This is a genomic window from Enterococcus sp. VV15 (assembly GCF_005236045.1).
Taxonomy (GTDB): Bacteria; Bacillota; Bacilli; order Lactobacillales; family Enterococcaceae; genus Enterococcus_B; species Enterococcus_B durans.
In genome coordinates, this window is the sequence record NZ_QPTY01000004.1 from 93051 (window position 1) to 108486 (window position 15436).

General features: G+C 34.7%; 18 protein-coding genes and 1 tRNA gene. 11 read left to right on the forward strand and 8 right to left on the reverse strand.

Annotated elements, in window-relative coordinates; translation table 11 throughout:
• Positions 1-23: 23 nt before the first annotated feature.
• From DVW83_RS02930 to DVW83_RS02945, 4 genes are read right to left on the reverse strand one after another with little or no spacing between them, the layout of a single operon-like run.
• Positions 24-959: a magnesium transporter CorA family protein gene (locus DVW83_RS02930; protein WP_104660046.1), complete on the reverse strand. Its 936-nt coding sequence runs from the start codon at positions 957-959 to the stop codon at positions 24-26.
• A gap of 35 nt (positions 960-994) precedes the next feature.
• Entirely contained in the window at positions 995-1345 is a 351-nt protein-coding gene (locus DVW83_RS02935) for an iron-sulfur cluster biosynthesis family protein (protein ID WP_104660045.1), read from the reverse strand.
• A gap of 23 nt (positions 1346-1368) precedes the next feature.
• Positions 1369-2286: a glycosyltransferase family 8 protein gene (locus tag DVW83_RS02940; protein WP_137238992.1), complete on the reverse strand. Its 918-nt coding sequence runs from the start codon at positions 2284-2286 to the stop codon at positions 1369-1371.
• Positions 2279-3136, reverse strand: a complete 858-nt coding sequence (locus DVW83_RS02945; protein WP_104660043.1) for a glycosyltransferase family 8 protein — start codon at positions 3134-3136, stop codon at positions 2279-2281. Before DVW83_RS02945 ends, DVW83_RS02940 begins: the two co-directional genes overlap by 8 nt.
• 318 nt (positions 3137-3454) lie before the next feature.
• On the opposite strand from DVW83_RS02945, the gene DVW83_RS02950 reads away from it, so the two are divergent.
• Positions 3455-4264 carry a Cof-type HAD-IIB family hydrolase gene (locus DVW83_RS02950; protein ID WP_104660042.1) on the forward strand — a complete coding sequence of 270 codons (810 nt, stop codon included), beginning with the start codon at positions 3455-3457 and terminating at the stop codon, positions 4262-4264.
• A 28-nt stretch (positions 4265-4292) separates the two neighbouring features.
• Positions 4293-4784: an isochorismatase family cysteine hydrolase gene (locus DVW83_RS02955; protein WP_104660041.1), complete on the forward strand. Its 492-nt coding sequence runs from the start codon at positions 4293-4295 to the stop codon at positions 4782-4784.
• A gap of 683 nt (positions 4785-5467) precedes the next feature.
• Here DVW83_RS02955 and DVW83_RS02960 read toward each other — a convergent pair.
• Positions 5468-5541, reverse strand: a tRNA-Ile gene (locus DVW83_RS02960).
• 171 nt (positions 5542-5712) lie between these two features.
• Here DVW83_RS02960 and DVW83_RS02965 point away from each other — a divergent pair.
• The 4 genes from DVW83_RS02965 (at position 5713) to DVW83_RS02980 (ending at position 7140) form a co-directional block, all read left to right on the forward strand.
• Positions 5713-6018, forward strand: a complete 306-nt coding sequence (locus tag DVW83_RS02965; RefSeq protein WP_123862787.1) for a hypothetical protein — start codon at positions 5713-5715, stop codon at positions 6016-6018.
• A 173-nt stretch (positions 6019-6191) separates the two neighbouring features.
• The gene (locus tag DVW83_RS02970; RefSeq protein ID WP_104660039.1) at positions 6192-6446 is read left to right on the forward strand and encodes a hypothetical protein; all 255 of its coding nucleotides are present in this window, start codon (positions 6192-6194) and stop codon (positions 6444-6446) included.
• Between the two features lie 29 nt (positions 6447-6475).
• Positions 6476-6721, forward strand: a complete 246-nt coding sequence (locus DVW83_RS02975) for a helix-turn-helix domain-containing protein (protein WP_104660038.1) — start codon at positions 6476-6478, stop codon at positions 6719-6721.
• A 38-nt stretch (positions 6722-6759) separates the two neighbouring features.
• Positions 6760-7140, forward strand: coding sequence for a TIGR02328 family protein (locus DVW83_RS02980; RefSeq protein WP_104660037.1), 381 nt, complete (start codon positions 6760-6762; stop codon positions 7138-7140).
• Between the two features lie 366 nt (positions 7141-7506).
• On the opposite strand, the gene DVW83_RS02985 is transcribed toward DVW83_RS02980, so the two are convergent.
• Both DVW83_RS02985 and DVW83_RS02990 read right to left on the reverse strand, forming a co-directional pair.
• Complete coding sequence (locus DVW83_RS02985) at positions 7507-8103, reverse strand: hypothetical protein (RefSeq protein WP_104660036.1); 597 nt, start codon at positions 8101-8103, stop codon at positions 7507-7509.
• 203 nt (positions 8104-8306) lie between these two features.
• Positions 8307-8507 (reverse strand): cold-shock protein, encoded by a 201-nt coding sequence (locus DVW83_RS02990; RefSeq protein WP_005878127.1) that lies wholly within the window; start codon positions 8505-8507, stop codon positions 8307-8309.
• A gap of 690 nt (positions 8508-9197) precedes the next feature.
• Between DVW83_RS02990 and DVW83_RS15175 the strand changes: the two genes are divergently transcribed.
• On the forward strand, positions 9198-9347 hold the full coding sequence (locus DVW83_RS15175; RefSeq protein WP_005878128.1) for a hypothetical protein: 150 nt from the start codon (positions 9198-9200) through the stop codon (positions 9345-9347).
• 211 nt (positions 9348-9558) lie between these two features.
• Positions 9559-10011: a Spx/MgsR family RNA polymerase-binding regulatory protein gene (locus DVW83_RS02995; RefSeq protein ID WP_104660035.1), complete on the forward strand. Its 453-nt coding sequence runs from the start codon at positions 9559-9561 to the stop codon at positions 10009-10011.
• Between the two features lie 6 nt (positions 10012-10017).
• Here DVW83_RS02995 and DVW83_RS03000 read toward each other — a convergent pair whose 3' ends face one another.
• Positions 10018-11535, reverse strand: coding sequence for a helix-turn-helix domain-containing protein (locus DVW83_RS03000; RefSeq protein WP_224784378.1), 1518 nt, complete (start codon positions 11533-11535; stop codon positions 10018-10020).
• A gap of 1199 nt (positions 11536-12734) precedes the next feature.
• Between DVW83_RS03000 and DVW83_RS15180 the strand changes: the two genes are divergently transcribed.
• The 3 genes from DVW83_RS15180 (at position 12735) to DVW83_RS03015 (ending at position 15190) form a co-directional block, all read left to right on the forward strand.
• On the forward strand, positions 12735-12893 hold the full coding sequence (locus DVW83_RS15180) for a hypothetical protein (RefSeq protein ID WP_174784247.1): 159 nt from the start codon (positions 12735-12737) through the stop codon (positions 12891-12893).
• Between the two features lie 946 nt (positions 12894-13839).
• On the forward strand, positions 13840-14052 hold the full coding sequence (locus tag DVW83_RS03010) for a hypothetical protein (RefSeq protein WP_104660033.1): 213 nt from the start codon (positions 13840-13842) through the stop codon (positions 14050-14052).
• 439 nt (positions 14053-14491) lie between these two features.
• Entirely contained in the window at positions 14492-15190 is a 699-nt protein-coding gene (locus tag DVW83_RS03015; protein WP_104662069.1) for a hypothetical protein, read from the forward strand.
• The last annotated feature ends 246 nt before the right edge of the window (positions 15191-15436 follow it).

Genomic DNA, 15436 nt, shown 5'->3' on the forward strand with positions numbered 1-15436 from the left:
AATGTTAGTAAAACTGTTATTGATTATTTCGTGTAGTCTTTTCTGATTAGATGATACCCAACACCCGCCGCAATAACGATTGAGGCAATCACGACGAGTAAAAACCCTAATGTTGAGTTTTTTCCAGGGAGTCCACCAGTATTCATTCCCCAGACCCCAGCAATCATCGCTGGAACTGAGATGATCAAAGCTGCTGAATCTAAATATTTCATCAGATGGTTCAAATGGTTGTCCATCATCCCATTAAATAGATCACCGATACTTTCTAATAGGTCACGGTAGATCAAGATCATTTTTTCAGTCTGGCGTTGTCTCAGTTGGACATCATAAAGTAAACGGTCATCCGCTAATCCTTCGATGAATGGTTTGGAGTCCCATAAAGCATCCATTGTTCCTTTCTGATCTCTCAGCGTATGATCGATATAAACAATATCTCTTTCTAAATCCGCTTGTTTGTATAACTCTTCGTTTTCCGTTGTTTTTCTGGCTTCTTGATCTAAAGAATCGATTCTCTTCTTCATTCCCTTCAATTCTTTCACATAACGGGTATAGATATCTAACACTGTGTATGCGATTACTTTTTCAAAAGAATCGATATCCTCATGATGTTTTTCAATCAAATGTTCAAAAAAATCGGTTTCTTTTTCGACACAAGCAATCAATAGGTTATCTGATAAAACAAACGAAATCGGCGTCAAACGTTTCTCGATTTTTTCCTGTTTACTTGAGAGATTAAGTAATACCAAAGAAATCGGATGCTGCAACTTGGTCCCTGAAAGGTATTCCAGTCGAGACACTTCCTCGGGATAAGAATTCCCGATGAAGATGTCTTCTGGAAGTTGATACTTCTCGACGACTCTTCCGATTTCTTCAGTATCACTGTTGTTGATCACAAGCCAATTGAAATTTTTTTCATCTGTTTGTATTACTTTTTCTTTAATAAAGTAATAGTCCAGCATTATCAGTCTTCCCTTCTGTTTGTTTCGTCCTCAGATTAACTAAAGAAGCAGTGGCTGAGTTTGATATTGCGATCTAACACAGTAATTTCATTTTCTAAGGTAAAGCTATCCAGCTGTTGATTGTATTCCATACTTAATTGTCTACCTAAGTAAAATTGTTCAAGCTTAGAAGTATAGATTTCTAATACTGGATGATCGATCCGAGTGATATATTGGCCAAATTCATTCACAAACGGGATGATCTGAAAGAAGCTTCCTTTCGCACAGGCACTTTTCTCTCTTAAAAAGGGATCAGAATCATCAATCAACGCTATAGCAATTTTCGAATGTTCCCCTACTTTTTCAATCAATGCTTTGGCAGCAGTTTTTGACATCGTGATTTCCATAGTCATCATCTCCTAGTGATTGTTTATTTAACAAATGTATTTCGATTACGATTACGATTTCGATTGACTTGTGCATACAATGGATATTGTGGAAACTTTTCTACACAGCGGAAAGCAGTCATGTTTGCATATTTTTCGTAATATTTTTTACTTAATCCTTTAAAATCTTTGCTCCACGGTTTCACATGTCCAGAGAAGTGAATGATCGATGGATTTTGGCGTGCTTCTTCGTATTCTTTTTCTCCTTTTGCAGTGGGATGTTTTTTCGCATTCGCCATGATGTAGCCTTGCGCATTCCATTTAGGATGAAGAGCAATCCAACTATCATGTAGTATAGCATTCAATGCATCTTGGTCATGGAATCGTAGTTTTTGTGGATTTTCTTCGATAAATTTTAGAACTTTATGTGTGATATCTTGCTCTAACCATTTTTCAACATTGATCAGCATCAAGCCAGAATTGAAGTAACGCATTGATTTTGCAGGAATCTCCATTTTTTCCAAACGTCGGTGGAATCCAGCATCTTCAATAGCTGCGACAATGGCACCATTGAAATCAAGAGACCATAATTTTGTTATGTCATCTAAAGCGATCATGTCACAGTCCATATATAAAATACGTTCGACATTTTTTCCTCTAAATAATTCTGGGATAGCGATTCTGTAATATGCTGTTTCCGGAATACGGTCACTCGTTACAACATTTTCAAAGAACTCTTTGTTGATTTTCAAAAACTCTACGTCAGTATTCATACGAGAATTTTTTACTGAAAAACGCAATAATTTTTTGCTTTCAGCATCGATATTGTCGTCAACGACATAAAATCTTACAAATGTTTTTGGATCACTGTTTTCTAATACTGATACAAAAAGCGCCGCTAGATGAGGCACAAATTTTGTATTACAACTTGATACGATCGCTATTTCTTTTCTTCTATTCATTTACCTCGCCTACTTTCATTAATGCGCTATGCGCTAATTTTTTTAAATAAATCGTTGTATATGGATGGTCTTTCAATGTGTTCCACGGTTTATCATGTCCTGTAAAGTGAACGATAGCTGGGGAAGCATTGCCTTCCTTATACAATTTTTCGTATGTTTCATCAGGTGCAGGATGACGTTCAAAGATAAGAGATGTCTGCATGTTCCAACGTGGTTCTAATTGTTCCCAGTTGCCATACAATACAGCATTCAATGCATCCTGGTCGTGATAGATGATTCGATCCCCATTTTCTTTCAAATAGTTGATCGTTTTTTCTGTAATTGATTGTTCATTCCAACGTTCGATGTCAATGATCATCACACCAGAGTTAAAATAATATTCGGTAGAATCAATGCCCAAGCGTTTCAACGCTTTAGTTTGTCCAGGATCAATCACTGCACCGATCGTATGATCATTCAATGATGTGTCATATAGATCAACGATGTCATCTAGTACTAAAATATCTGAATCAAGATAAAGTACTTTTTTATAGTTGTATTTCGTTAAAATTTTAGGTAAAGAAATTCTCAGGTAAGCAGTAGTAGTTATATGATCACTAACCAAAAAATCTTCGTACACATCTGTGTCAACTGTCAGGAACTGGATACTTGCATTTGCTGAATGATCACTCACCGTCTGTCTTAATCCTTCTTTGCTGTATTCAGAGATTCCGTCATCAATCACGTAAAAGTAAATGTGTCTTGATTTGTTACAATTGTCCAATACTGTTGCGATCATTACGCTTAAATAAGGAGCGTAATTTTCATCTGAAGCAGTTACCACTGGAACGATCCCCTGTTTTTTCTCCATTAAAATCACTCCTTTTTTTAATCTTTTTCTAACCTTTTCTATATCTAGAATATGCCTGATCAAACGTTAAAGCAAAATATATGCTTCATTTTCAATGAATATTTTGCAAAAATAATGTTTTTTTTAGCTTTGAAAACGTTAACTTATCAAGTTTTTTGCCTATTTATTCAAAGGTATTGACCAAATCGCTACTACTTATAGTCAAATGGAAATAGAGAATTTTTTTTGAAAAAATTCATCACACAGTGCATTTTATTTTCATTTTTAGTATTTCTCATTTAATCTTAAAATAAGCACACAACAAAGGGAGCGAAAATTATGAAATTAGCTGCAATAGATCTAGATGGTACATTACTTGATCGAAGCGGAGAAATACCAGATGGAAATATCGAGGCTTTACAAAACTTTGACAGAAATGGTGGAATTGTAACAGTCGCTACAGGACGCAACAGCATCTCAGCGAAAGATATTTTTGAAAAACTGGGCATTGGTGGCTATCTGATCTCTTCTAACGGTTCATTCGTTGCAGAAATGGAAAAAGGAAAAATCGTCAACGTCTTGAAACGTGCGAAAATCGAATTGCCAACATTGAAACGCGCCTTTTATCTCGTACAAAAAGCAAAAATCTCGATCATTGCAAGTCGCGAGACCCAAGATGACCAACTAACATTTGATGAATCTAGTTTAGTAAAAAATGACCCTTACTATAAACAATTCCGTTTACAGAAGCAGTCATTTGAAGACATTGAAAAACTACTGGAAGACCCTTCTCTAAGCTATTTGAAATTAGCTTTGACAGATAGAGATGAGAATAAGCTACAACAGTTGCAACGTGATTTGGCTGATGAGGGAATCGATTCTGTCTTCTCAGACCCCCACTTTTTGGAGATCACTCCTAAAGGCATCACAAAAGCACACTCACTCATCTTTTTAGGCCAATACCTGGGAATCGAGCCTAGTGAGATCATGGCATTTGGCGATCAAGAAAATGATATCGCGATGTTGAAAGTCAGTGGGCTAAGTGTCGCAATGGGCAATGCTCAACCACAAGTGAAAGACATCGCAAATGAAGTGACGAAGACCAACGAAGAAGCTGGTGTTGCATATATCATCAAGAATTATTATTGAGTTTCACAAGGTGAATGGAGGGATCAACATGTTAGTAATCATCGATATGCAAAACCAAGTGCTTGATCCAATGAGTGATTTTTATGTTCCAGGTTCTGAAGAATTGGTGGATCGAATTGCGCAACGCTTAGCTAAAGCTAGGGAAAATAATGAATTGGTTTTACTTACTAGAGATATTCCCATCGAAAAAAAAGACGTAGAAGAAGAAAGCCCAGCACTACAATTGATTCCTAAGCTGACTCCTCTACCAAATGAACGAGTGATCAAGAAATATTATTTCACTCTGCCACCAGAAAAACTTATTGAACTAAAAAAACAGTTATTTGATCGAAAAGATGAACAGAAATCAATCGAAGTTGTGGGCATAGAAGCAAATCTATGTGTTTTGTCCAATACGATTGCTTTACAAAGCGCTTTTCCAGAGGCAGATTTTTTCCTTGATCCAGCGCTGTTATCAGAAAATCAACACGGTAAAATGGCCATCGAATTACTAAAGGACTTCAATGTATCGATTCTCTAAAAAGAAGTCGAGACAAAAGTCATTTAGGTTTGAGAAATTCAAAAAAAAAAACGAACAATACGTTTTTTGTATTGTTCGTTTTTTTAATTTTCCGAAAAACCTGACTTTTGAACGCCGTTTATTCGAGAGTCTGTAGCGAACCTGATTTTTAGATTTGTCACACATTCTTTTAAATCTTTTATCACCTTTTATTTAGTTGAAAATACTTTGACAAATCTTTCTCAAACTGCTGATTTATCAATTATTCCCGCTTATTTTACGTATTAAATAGATTTTTTCTTCTATTATATTACGTTTATTCTATAAATACATTCGTGTATGGTCTGCCTTTCCCGTTTGTCGTGTTTTCATCACTAATTTGAGATTTCTTTTCAGTAGTTCACCTATTCTTACGTTTGTGGCGGAATTGATCAATAAAATACAGAATCATTGATTGTCTATCTTCCTCAATTTATTTCATACTGGAAAGAATGGGATCAAACATCTAAGTCCGATCATGTGCTGGTCGTTTTCCTCGTTTTTCTGCTAGCAACACTTTACTCAGTTATCTTTCACTAATATATCTATCTATTTTACTCCGCCAAATTCTGGCTGAGTTTTTAGTGAGGCAAAGCAAAATTTATTTTTTTCTATATAAAAAAAACGAGGATCAAAAGATTCTCGTTTTTTCGAACTTGACTTGATGTACCCTGTAGGACTCGAACCTACGACCGGACGGTTATGAGCCGTCTGCTCTAACCAACTGAGCTAAGGGTACCTATTAAAAATAACCTATTTTTACTATATCATGTAGATTTAGAAGAAACAATCTCAAATAAAACATCACATCCGTTTTTTAATATTTATTCTTCCTTTAGCTTTCAATATTGTCACAATAATTGTACAATCTAAAAATCATGCTATTCTTATAAAAAAGGAGGAACCCTTTATGCCATTTATTACTATTCTTTTAGACCTGTTAGCCGTGGGTGCGTATTTTTTACAGTTAAACTATCAAACAGAAACATTTCTACTTGTCGGTCTTATCTTTCAAGGAATCGTTACCCTCATCCTTTGCTTTATGACAATTACCTATAAAGGGAAACGATATGCGGCCATCCAACCTCGGCTGTTTATTCGTTACGTATCTATACGCTACGCAATCATAATTTACTCTTTTATAATAAATGCTGTTTTCTTATTTTTATACGTACTCAACTTCTTAGATATCAATCCCCTTGTCTTCCCCAAATAATATCATCTGACTCCACTTCATAGCATATTATTTGTTATGTTACCTAGAAAATGATATCTTTTATTTAAGGTGTTTTTTTACATCGTCTAATAGACGATGTAAATGATGCTTTTTTGATTGTCCTTTTATATTTTAGCGGCTGTTTAGCAAAAAAAATTACAGGAGTTCATCTTATGATAACATTCGTTCGCCTTATTTTTTTAGTGCCGGCCATCGTTCTTATTCCGGTTATTTGTTATTTCATAAGATGGAATAAAGAACGTATTCTTTTGGCACTATTTACTTTCCCCGCTTTATTTTTTATCAACAAAATACTAAACTATCAGTATTTCCAGTCAGATCAATTATTCGTTGAAGAACTGATTGGCTTTATTTTATCCTTATTTCTACCGATCGTATATTTGATTTATTTAAATAAGAAGCGATAATCGTATCAAAACGAATGGGAGGCATATCGATGAGCTTTGAAGAAGCGATTTTATTAGATACATTACGTTGCAGACTGGATTTTTTGAGAAAAAAGAACAATCTGACAACTAGTGAAGTGGCTGAACAAGTAACGATCCCTCTTGAAGTGTATCAGCAGTACGAAGAAGGCAAAACATGTCCGAATGTGATAGAACTACTTTTTATAGCTGATTTTTACGATGTCTCAATTGACTATTTGATTGGCAGGTCTGAAAATCCAGAACGATTATCTTGACCTAAAAAAATAATTACTTATAGAAAAGGTGAATACCCATGCGACTATGGCATCAGGAACTAATTTCTTTATTACCAAGACAGCAACTACTAGGACAACACAGAGAATGTTGCGCGCTCCGGGGAAATGGTTGGGGCAAAAAGCATGCAACTGTCGATTATGTCTTTCACTATTCGCCTTATAAGCTTTACCAATACCACCGACTAGTCCTTTTAGAAATGGAAAGTCGTGGTTATTTCCCCGCACCTGAATGGCGGATTGCTGAATACCGCGGAAAATCATGTGAAAGCTATCCTGATCTTTTGCCAGTCGTTCAGACATCACCGATCTATCCAGAACATAACGAAAATTATCTAATGGAATGTTTGACTAATCTTAGACAAAAAGGAATTGAATTAATTATCCCGCCAGTTGAATGATTTTTTTCTTCTAGTAGCGTCCAATTCAACTAATAGAGAGATTGGAACAGAAAACTGCTTCTATTATTTATTCATGCTTAGATGATGAATGTGGGATAAATCTAAAAATCAGTTTTGCTACAGACTCTCGAATAAACGGCGTCCAAAAGTCAGTTTTTTCGGAAAATTAAAAAACGAGCAATACAAAAAACGTATTGTTCGTTTTTTTTTCAATTCCTCAAACCTAAACGACTTTTGTCTCGCTCTCAATATCTAATTTTCCATCAGATAGTTCAAAAAATTCTTTAGCAAGTTCTCATATATGTAAAGATCAATTCGTTCTTCATTCATTTATTTTGCTACTATCGTCTTTTTAGCTTTTTCTACTTATCCTCCATAAGGAAGACTAGAATGATGAAGGTTAATCTTTAGCTTTCCCTCATGATTTTTAATAAAGCCGAAAGTATATTCAGCTTTTGTTTCTTCGCCTGTTTTATCAGAAAAGTAATACTCTCCTGAAGCTACAGCAGAGTCGTCATCGATGATCGTGTCGTGATTCTCAAAACGAACCTTCTTCCAAGGTTGTAAGGCGAACCCATGATCTTCACTCACCTCGCCTCCTACAAAATAAGAAATAGCTTCTGCTTTTGTAGAACGAAATGGGCGTTGCGCTGCTTTCGTTGGTTTAAACAACACAGTTCCTTCATCAAAGGCATACTGCGATTCAACAACTTCTTTCGCTTTTTCCTTTGCTTTTTCCAAACTTTCTTTTCCAGCTTCACCAATTGCGATGACTGCATTGGCCCACTCTTCCCGTGCTTTGTCTACTTCCATTACTGTGATTTGTTCTTTCTTTGTTTCTAACTTTCCTTTTTCATTTGTGTTCTCTGCACTACTCGTCGTATTTTCCTTTTCTGAACTATGTATCGTACAACCAGTTAAAGTTAAAGTCATGGCTGAAAATAAAAATATCTTTTTAAACATATGTACATATCCCCTTTCTAATAAAATAGTACATGAATAACAAATTTTATTATTTTTTATAATAAATACTTAATAAAAAATTTACTATTTCAAAACAATTCGACTTATTGTACTGTACAAAACAAAAAAGCTCACTAATAAATGGACGGTTGCACAAAAAAAGACCTCTCTTCAAAAAGAGAGGTCTTTTTTTCATTCAATGATTAAGCTTTAACGATGTTAACTGCTTGAGGGCCACGTTGACCGTCTTCAATATCAAAAGTCACTGCTTGACCTTCGTCTAATGTTTTGAATCCGTCACCTTGGATAGCTGAGAAATGTGCAAAAACATCATTTCCGTCTTCAGCTGTGATGAAACCAAAACCTTTATCTGCATTAAACCATTTTACTGTACCGTTATTCATGTATATTTCCTCCTGATACGTATCAAAATACGTTGATTGATGCAATAAATTATTGATAGGCAAAAGGAGTCTTAAACTAAAATAGTAGCTCGAATTACGTTTCAAAATAGATTACTTTTATAGTATACCATGGTTCAATTCGAAACACAAGAATAACGATCGCATCTTTAGCTATTTTTTTCAGCCCATGAATCCTCCAGTAGTCGGGGAATAAAATGGCGTTTCACTTCCCTTCTTATCTCAATAAATCAGTCCCACGTTCAATGGAGGTTTTTAATAAACCTGAGTTATCTCACCAATAAAACAGTATCCCGATCATTAAGTAATCTAAGTGTTTTATTTCAACCATTATTTTCTGAGACTCGTCTTATAACTTGGACTCATTGATCAATCAACTAAATGAAGATTCAAACTCCAGTTAAAACCCTGGCCATTTCACGATCATACACTTTTTATTGAGGCTTACATCGTTGATCCCCTACACTCCACAGGATTTTGTTCTTTGGCCCCAATACTTTTTTTCGAAATGAGCTATATTTTTCTCATTTTATTGTCGTAATTACTGACTTATCGTTTTGTTAATAAATATTTAAGTAGCCATTTCTCCTTATTTGTGTTATATTTGAAAGTGGAATTTCGTTATCAACGTATAGTTGCCTTTCGTATGAAACAAAGAAAGGAGAATGAATTATGACATTCTATAACAAAGAATTACAATATCGCGTAACATTGGATACACAATTGAATCTATTTATCGTATTTGATAAAAAAGATGAAAATCGTGTGGCTACAGGTGTTACGATCGAACAAGCTGTCCAAGAATTGAAAAAATCCGCATAGGAGTGAAAAACTCAATGAACGATTGCAGTTCTAGTTCACTGTAAAAGCATCTACTTTTAACTGAAAGTAGGTGCTTTTTTGTTTCCATTTTTATTTTCTTCCATCTATACCAACGGTCATTTTTATTGAAAAATCATCATTTTTTTGTCCATTCACCTTTATTCTTTAGTGCTACTATAATAGTGCAGTAAGATTTGAAGGAGGAAAATAAATGATCTTTTTATATACAATGCCTGGTTGCAACTCATGCCGTTTCGCTAGAAAGTGGCTCTATGACCACCAAATCGATTACAAAGAAAGAAGTTTGAATGCGCAGCCATTGACAAAAAAAGAATTTTTCATGATGCTTCAATTAACTAAAAATGGCTTGAATGAAGTTTTATCCACCCATTCATTCAGCTACAAAAAAATAAAGGATCAATTAGATTCTTTAACTCTTGAAGAGCTTTACCAAGAAATCCAAAAAGATCCTTCTTTATTGAAGCGACCAATCATTACTGACCATCACAAAAAGTTTTTGACTGGATTCAGTGAAGATAAAATCAGGTTGTTTTTACCGAGAACAGCTCGTAAACAGGCATTAAATGACATCCTCCTGATTGATCATCTCACACAGTTCGATACAAGCAAAGTTTTTCTACCTACATACGCTATGTTTGAATGATCGATCTTAATGAGTCAGTGTCATCTGCTCTAGGAGTGACTGGATATTTTTACCACGCAACTCCTTCATCACTGATTTAAGTCTTCGCCAATCATTTACTGTCGGTTGACCGCTCCAGTAAAAAACAGGTGTATTTTCTAACCCGTAAACTTCTAGATCGATAGGATAATCACTGATCACTAAATCAGGTTTCTCAGAAAAATGTACACATTCCAAAGGACGATTTGTTGAATTAAGTATTCGTTTCTTTTCCCATAATTCTTGTGTTTTTCCGTATTTTGATTGCAATGAAAAAGTTAGCGGTTTTTCGTATTTGATAAATACGTCCCTAGTCAGCATACAGTACTGAAAAATCAAGCGTTGGTTCATCTCGTAATACTGAAGATATTGTTCCCTATCTTCAGAAAGTTCATAAATGAACCGCTTCATCGTCGGATACATCATGGGAAAAGAACGTTGCAGCTCCGCTTCTCGCACTGCATTTCCAAAAGCATCGATTTTATTTTTCGTTCCAAATACCAGTGATGAATGGTGGATCATAGTCAAATTAACTAATAGATATATCCTTTCCTTATCCGCTAAAGTCACATGAAAATATTTTTCTAGATAATGGACAAAATACGCTTCTTCACTATTCCATCCTTCATTCATTTTATGGATGTCTAAATCTTTTAAATCGTATTCTAAATACGTATTCATGACCCCATACATAAAGTAAAGAAAGTCACATTCTGTTTCAGCCATATCTTTTAATGAAACCAAATTAACTGCCAATAACGGTTTTAAGATCTTTTTCTTAAATCTTTCTTTTGTTATCAATGGATGCTGAAATACTTCTACATTGTCAGGTATTTCCTGCAGAAAATGCCCTTTTTTGATTCGTTGCAAAGAAATCGCTAGGAAAGCATTGAACTTTTGTCTATCGATTTCTCGCATATAAGGCGCATGTTCAGTGAAAATACCCATGATTTTTTGGTTTTTTTCTACTTTCTTAGTACTCTCTTGTTCCTTCTCGTCAAATATTTGCCAATACATCAAATGGAAAAAATAGCGTATATGATACTCTTTCCCATCAAGTGGATTCATCCGTTTCAAACTACATGTCAGATGATAATTCTCTAGAATCTTGTTCATCTCGCCTAATTTTCGTTGTATCGTACGAAGACTCATATAGTATTTTTGACTCAGGTGTTCCAACGAGTGATACTTTTCCTTAAAAAGTGAATCAAGCAACTTAAACCCCACAGAACGACTTAAAATCGTAGCATATATTTTACTTTTTAAAAATAAAGGGCTAAATTCGATCAATATCAACTTCTCTGCTTCAAAAAATGTTAGCGTGTATTCTGAGTAATATGTAGTAAACATTTCAGCGTGTCTAATAACCGATAACAGTTTGCTTTGGGTATAATTCAATTCATACATTAATTCTTTTACAGAATAATGTGCTTTGTTGTTGTCATAGCAATAACTCAAAAAATTATAGACATGCAACTCATTTGCATCGATCAATTTTGTAAACACTTGATGAACTCCTCTTTCTAAAAAACATCCGCCAGATACTTACCTACACTCCTAGTTTAGGGAACGCTTTGTGATAGTAGCATGAGTGATGCCTGTCTGTCAAAGTCTGGTAAAATCATTGGATTTGCGTATTGTATCTCTCTGAACAAAATGGTAGTTACTAGTGAAATGGCTCATATCCGCTTATTAGATTTTAGCACCATTTTCTGCCGTTTCTTTAAGTTTTTTTCTAATGTTCAGCTAGTTTTGCCTTACCTAGACGAAACTTTTTACAGCTAAATAGATTATAGAGAAGAACTGCAAAAATAACATGCCAAAATAGACTAAAAAAGTAATGATCTCTGTCGTTTTTAAATCGAAAAGCGACAGAGATCATTGCTAGGGATACGCATAAAGAAATCTTTTCATTATATGCAAAAAAATTTAGGACATTCGACTCTTTGGAGATCGTTTTGGGGAGATGTCCTAAATTTTTCACATGTTCATTATCTCACAACGAGAAAATGACGTCCATGATTTAGGCGTTGCGAACTTATTTTTTTATATAGGTAACTCTTTTAGATTTTTCTCTCTTGTCCAAAAACCTTTCACTATCTTAGAACTGAAGATTTATTCCAAGAAACCCAAATCTCTTTGCCCATTTACAAGAACATGCTATCATTTAGCTTATGTGGGGGCTATAAGAGGGGCGATAGTATGATTACTTTAAGCAAGTTATTATTTTGGGTTCCTTTTATTAGTATTATTCTTTTCTTTCTGCTGTTTACCAAATGGAACAAATACGATACGTTGATGTTTCTATCCGCTTTTCCAGCAATTTATTTTATGATTAAAATCATTGAATATTCTTACGAACAACCGATACAATTATTTGACCACTATCTTAAAGGGTTGGTTATTTCGCTTATTCTATACGTGATTTTCGTTTTTTTTATTATTAAAAAAAAATAGGTATAGAAGCGAACGAGCGTGGGACAAAAGTAAGAAACACTTTTGTCTCATTCTTTAAAAACGAATAAACGACTTTTGTCTCGATCTCACTCAATATGTCATTATCCTTTTGATTTTCCAACACTTTTTTGTCGCTTCTCTTCTATTCCCCAAGGTGAAAATCTATTATCCATCTTCTCTTTAAGGTATAATTGGTGTTACAGTGGACACACAATCCATTATCCAATTACTTAAAACGGAGGAAACAAATGAAACACATTATATATGCAGGAATGCTTCTACTATGTATTTTGATTGGCTTGTTTCTTTTACTTTTGAATATCATCAACTGGTATTCCTATCTAGTCGTAGTAGCAATCGTCGGCATAACAACTTGGCTAGTTGACCCACAAAAAACTCAATCATGATCGATCCTTACTTGAAACTAGAGAATAACCATTTTTTAGATATAGAAAACCTGATTTCTATCTCTTTGTAAGATCACTGCTGTCAGAATATCAGGTTTTCTTCACATTGCATTTTTAGACACTTTCTTCTGATAGTTTTAATCATGTAACTATACATTCAAAAAAAGATGAGACAAAGTAACGATCACTTCATCTCACCTACGATAGCCGAAAAAAGTCGTAAAAGGAAGTCCACGCTTTGCAATAGACGAACGTCCTCGAAAAGTTGGCAAAGTAAAAATCCTGCTGATTTTCTCAGGTTTTCATACTCCGACACTCACTTCTTTTAGTTCCTATAAGCTCTGCCGAATCTTTTTTATCATCTAAAAATGAAAAAAATCATCAACTAAACTGTTTATTCCAACGTATATAGCTAAAAAAATAAACTATAAAGTAGCAGCGAATTACTTAAAGATTCAATTAAATGAAAATCATCAACGACACTAAAAGTCCAAAAAAGCCAACAATCGGAATGATTCCCCAAGTTACAAAGGTTCGATCCTTAGCAAGCTTAGAGTCCCTCTGGTCATTATCCATTTCATTCACCTCTGCTTTCTACTTAAATAAAACCATAATCTAAAACGTTTGTCAAAAATATATTATTTTTATTCGCAAGATCATTCGTCATTTGGCTAATTGCAAGATCATTTCGTTCTTGATCTGTTAGATTGCAGAACTCTCTGAGTGATTCGGCGAACATTATCGAGCGTTTTCTTATATTGAACGATCCGAAAGATGTTCATTGATAAATACTATTCACAGTATTATTTGTAACCCTATTTAAAAACAAATGTATTTGAAATATAAATCCCTAAATACAAATAAAAGCTTGATTAAATAAAGACAAGTTGTATAATTAAATTGTCAGATAAATAACACTGATAAAAAATTAAGGGAGTGTAAGAATATGCCACTTTATATTGCGAATAAAAAACTTGATGATAAAGGCTACCACGAAATTCATGAAGCGTCTTGTTTCCGTTTACCAGATGAAAAAAATCAATTATCGATAGGCAGATTCACAGATTGCACCCAAGCGATTCTCGCTGCAAAATGCTCAGATCCGACCGTAAAATATGATGGGTGTTACTTCTGCTGTCCTGGCTGCCATAGAGAATAAATACTAGTTCAGAAATTTTCCTATCACCGGTTGTGTTTTATTTCACAAAATACAAATATGACTCAAAAAGTGTTATAGACTATTTGAAAATGAACCTTCATTCGGGAAGGGAAGAATCAGTTTGGATCATTCAACAATTGATTGCTTTTCCAATCAAGGTTAGACAGTCTTTCTAATACAGTCTTAGAGCGTGGGACAAAAGTAAGAAACACTTTTGTCTCATTCTTTATAAACGAATAAACGGTGGAAGCAGAAGCAACTCCTTCTTAAATAAGCCAAAATTCACAAAAATTTGAAAAGCAATTTCCATTAATTTCTTCTTATTTCTCGAAATTAAACACTTCTGTCCTAGCCTCTTTTTATGAAGTTGTTCGTCTCCATGCTATTTTTGTCGCTCAAACTATTTTATAATGGAGTATATAAAAAAGGAGACCTTTAAATGAAAAAATCGATCCTCTTGCTACTTCCAATCATCTTTTTGATTTCTGGATGTAGTCAAAACGATTCTACTGACGCAACGAGCTCAAAAAAGGCAACTAATGAGAGTACTTCATCGGTTGAGACTAGTTCGACTGATAGCAGCACATCATCTACAAAACAAGTAACAAGTAGCACCAAAAAAGAAAGTAGCATATCTGATACTCAATCGACAACTACAACAAATTCTGCTGAAGCAACAACTGAGTCAACCGCCCAATCGTCAGTTGCTGCAACTGACATTTTAGCCGGTTATTCTGATTTACAGATTGAATACGCTAGAGTCTGGTTAGCCACTATGGGGACACAATATAAAGAATGGTTGACAGATCCAGGATTTAAATTACACGTAACGAAGCAACCTGTTGGTACGCCAATCGATTCTTATGACCAAGGAAGTGTTACTTATCCAACTGAAACGATCATGCTTAGTGGTGAGTATGGCTATCAAAGTTTAGTCGTGTACTCTAGCAATCATAATGGTACGATCACCAGATACAATGTGCCGTCTCATTGGCAAGACCCACAAATGGCACAAGATCCAGAATATGCAAGATCGCAAACACAGAACATCCTAGATTCCGCTGCAGTCATTCCCGTACCTATAGGAAATCCTGAAGATGTCAAACAGCTTATCGATGTCTTAGTGATCAATAATTGAGCACCTCCGCTTTTTTTTGCTAGTGAAACATTCATCTCAACCATAAAACAGAGGTCGAGACAAAAGTCGTTTAGGTTTGAGAAATTGGAGGAAAAAACGAACAATACGCTTTTTGTATTGCTCGTTTTTTTTTTGAAATTTCCGAAAAACCTGACTTTTGGACGCCGTTTATTCGAGAGTCTATAGCAAAACTGATTTTTAGATTTATCCCACATTCTGTTTTTTCATTACATGGAAGTAGACAAT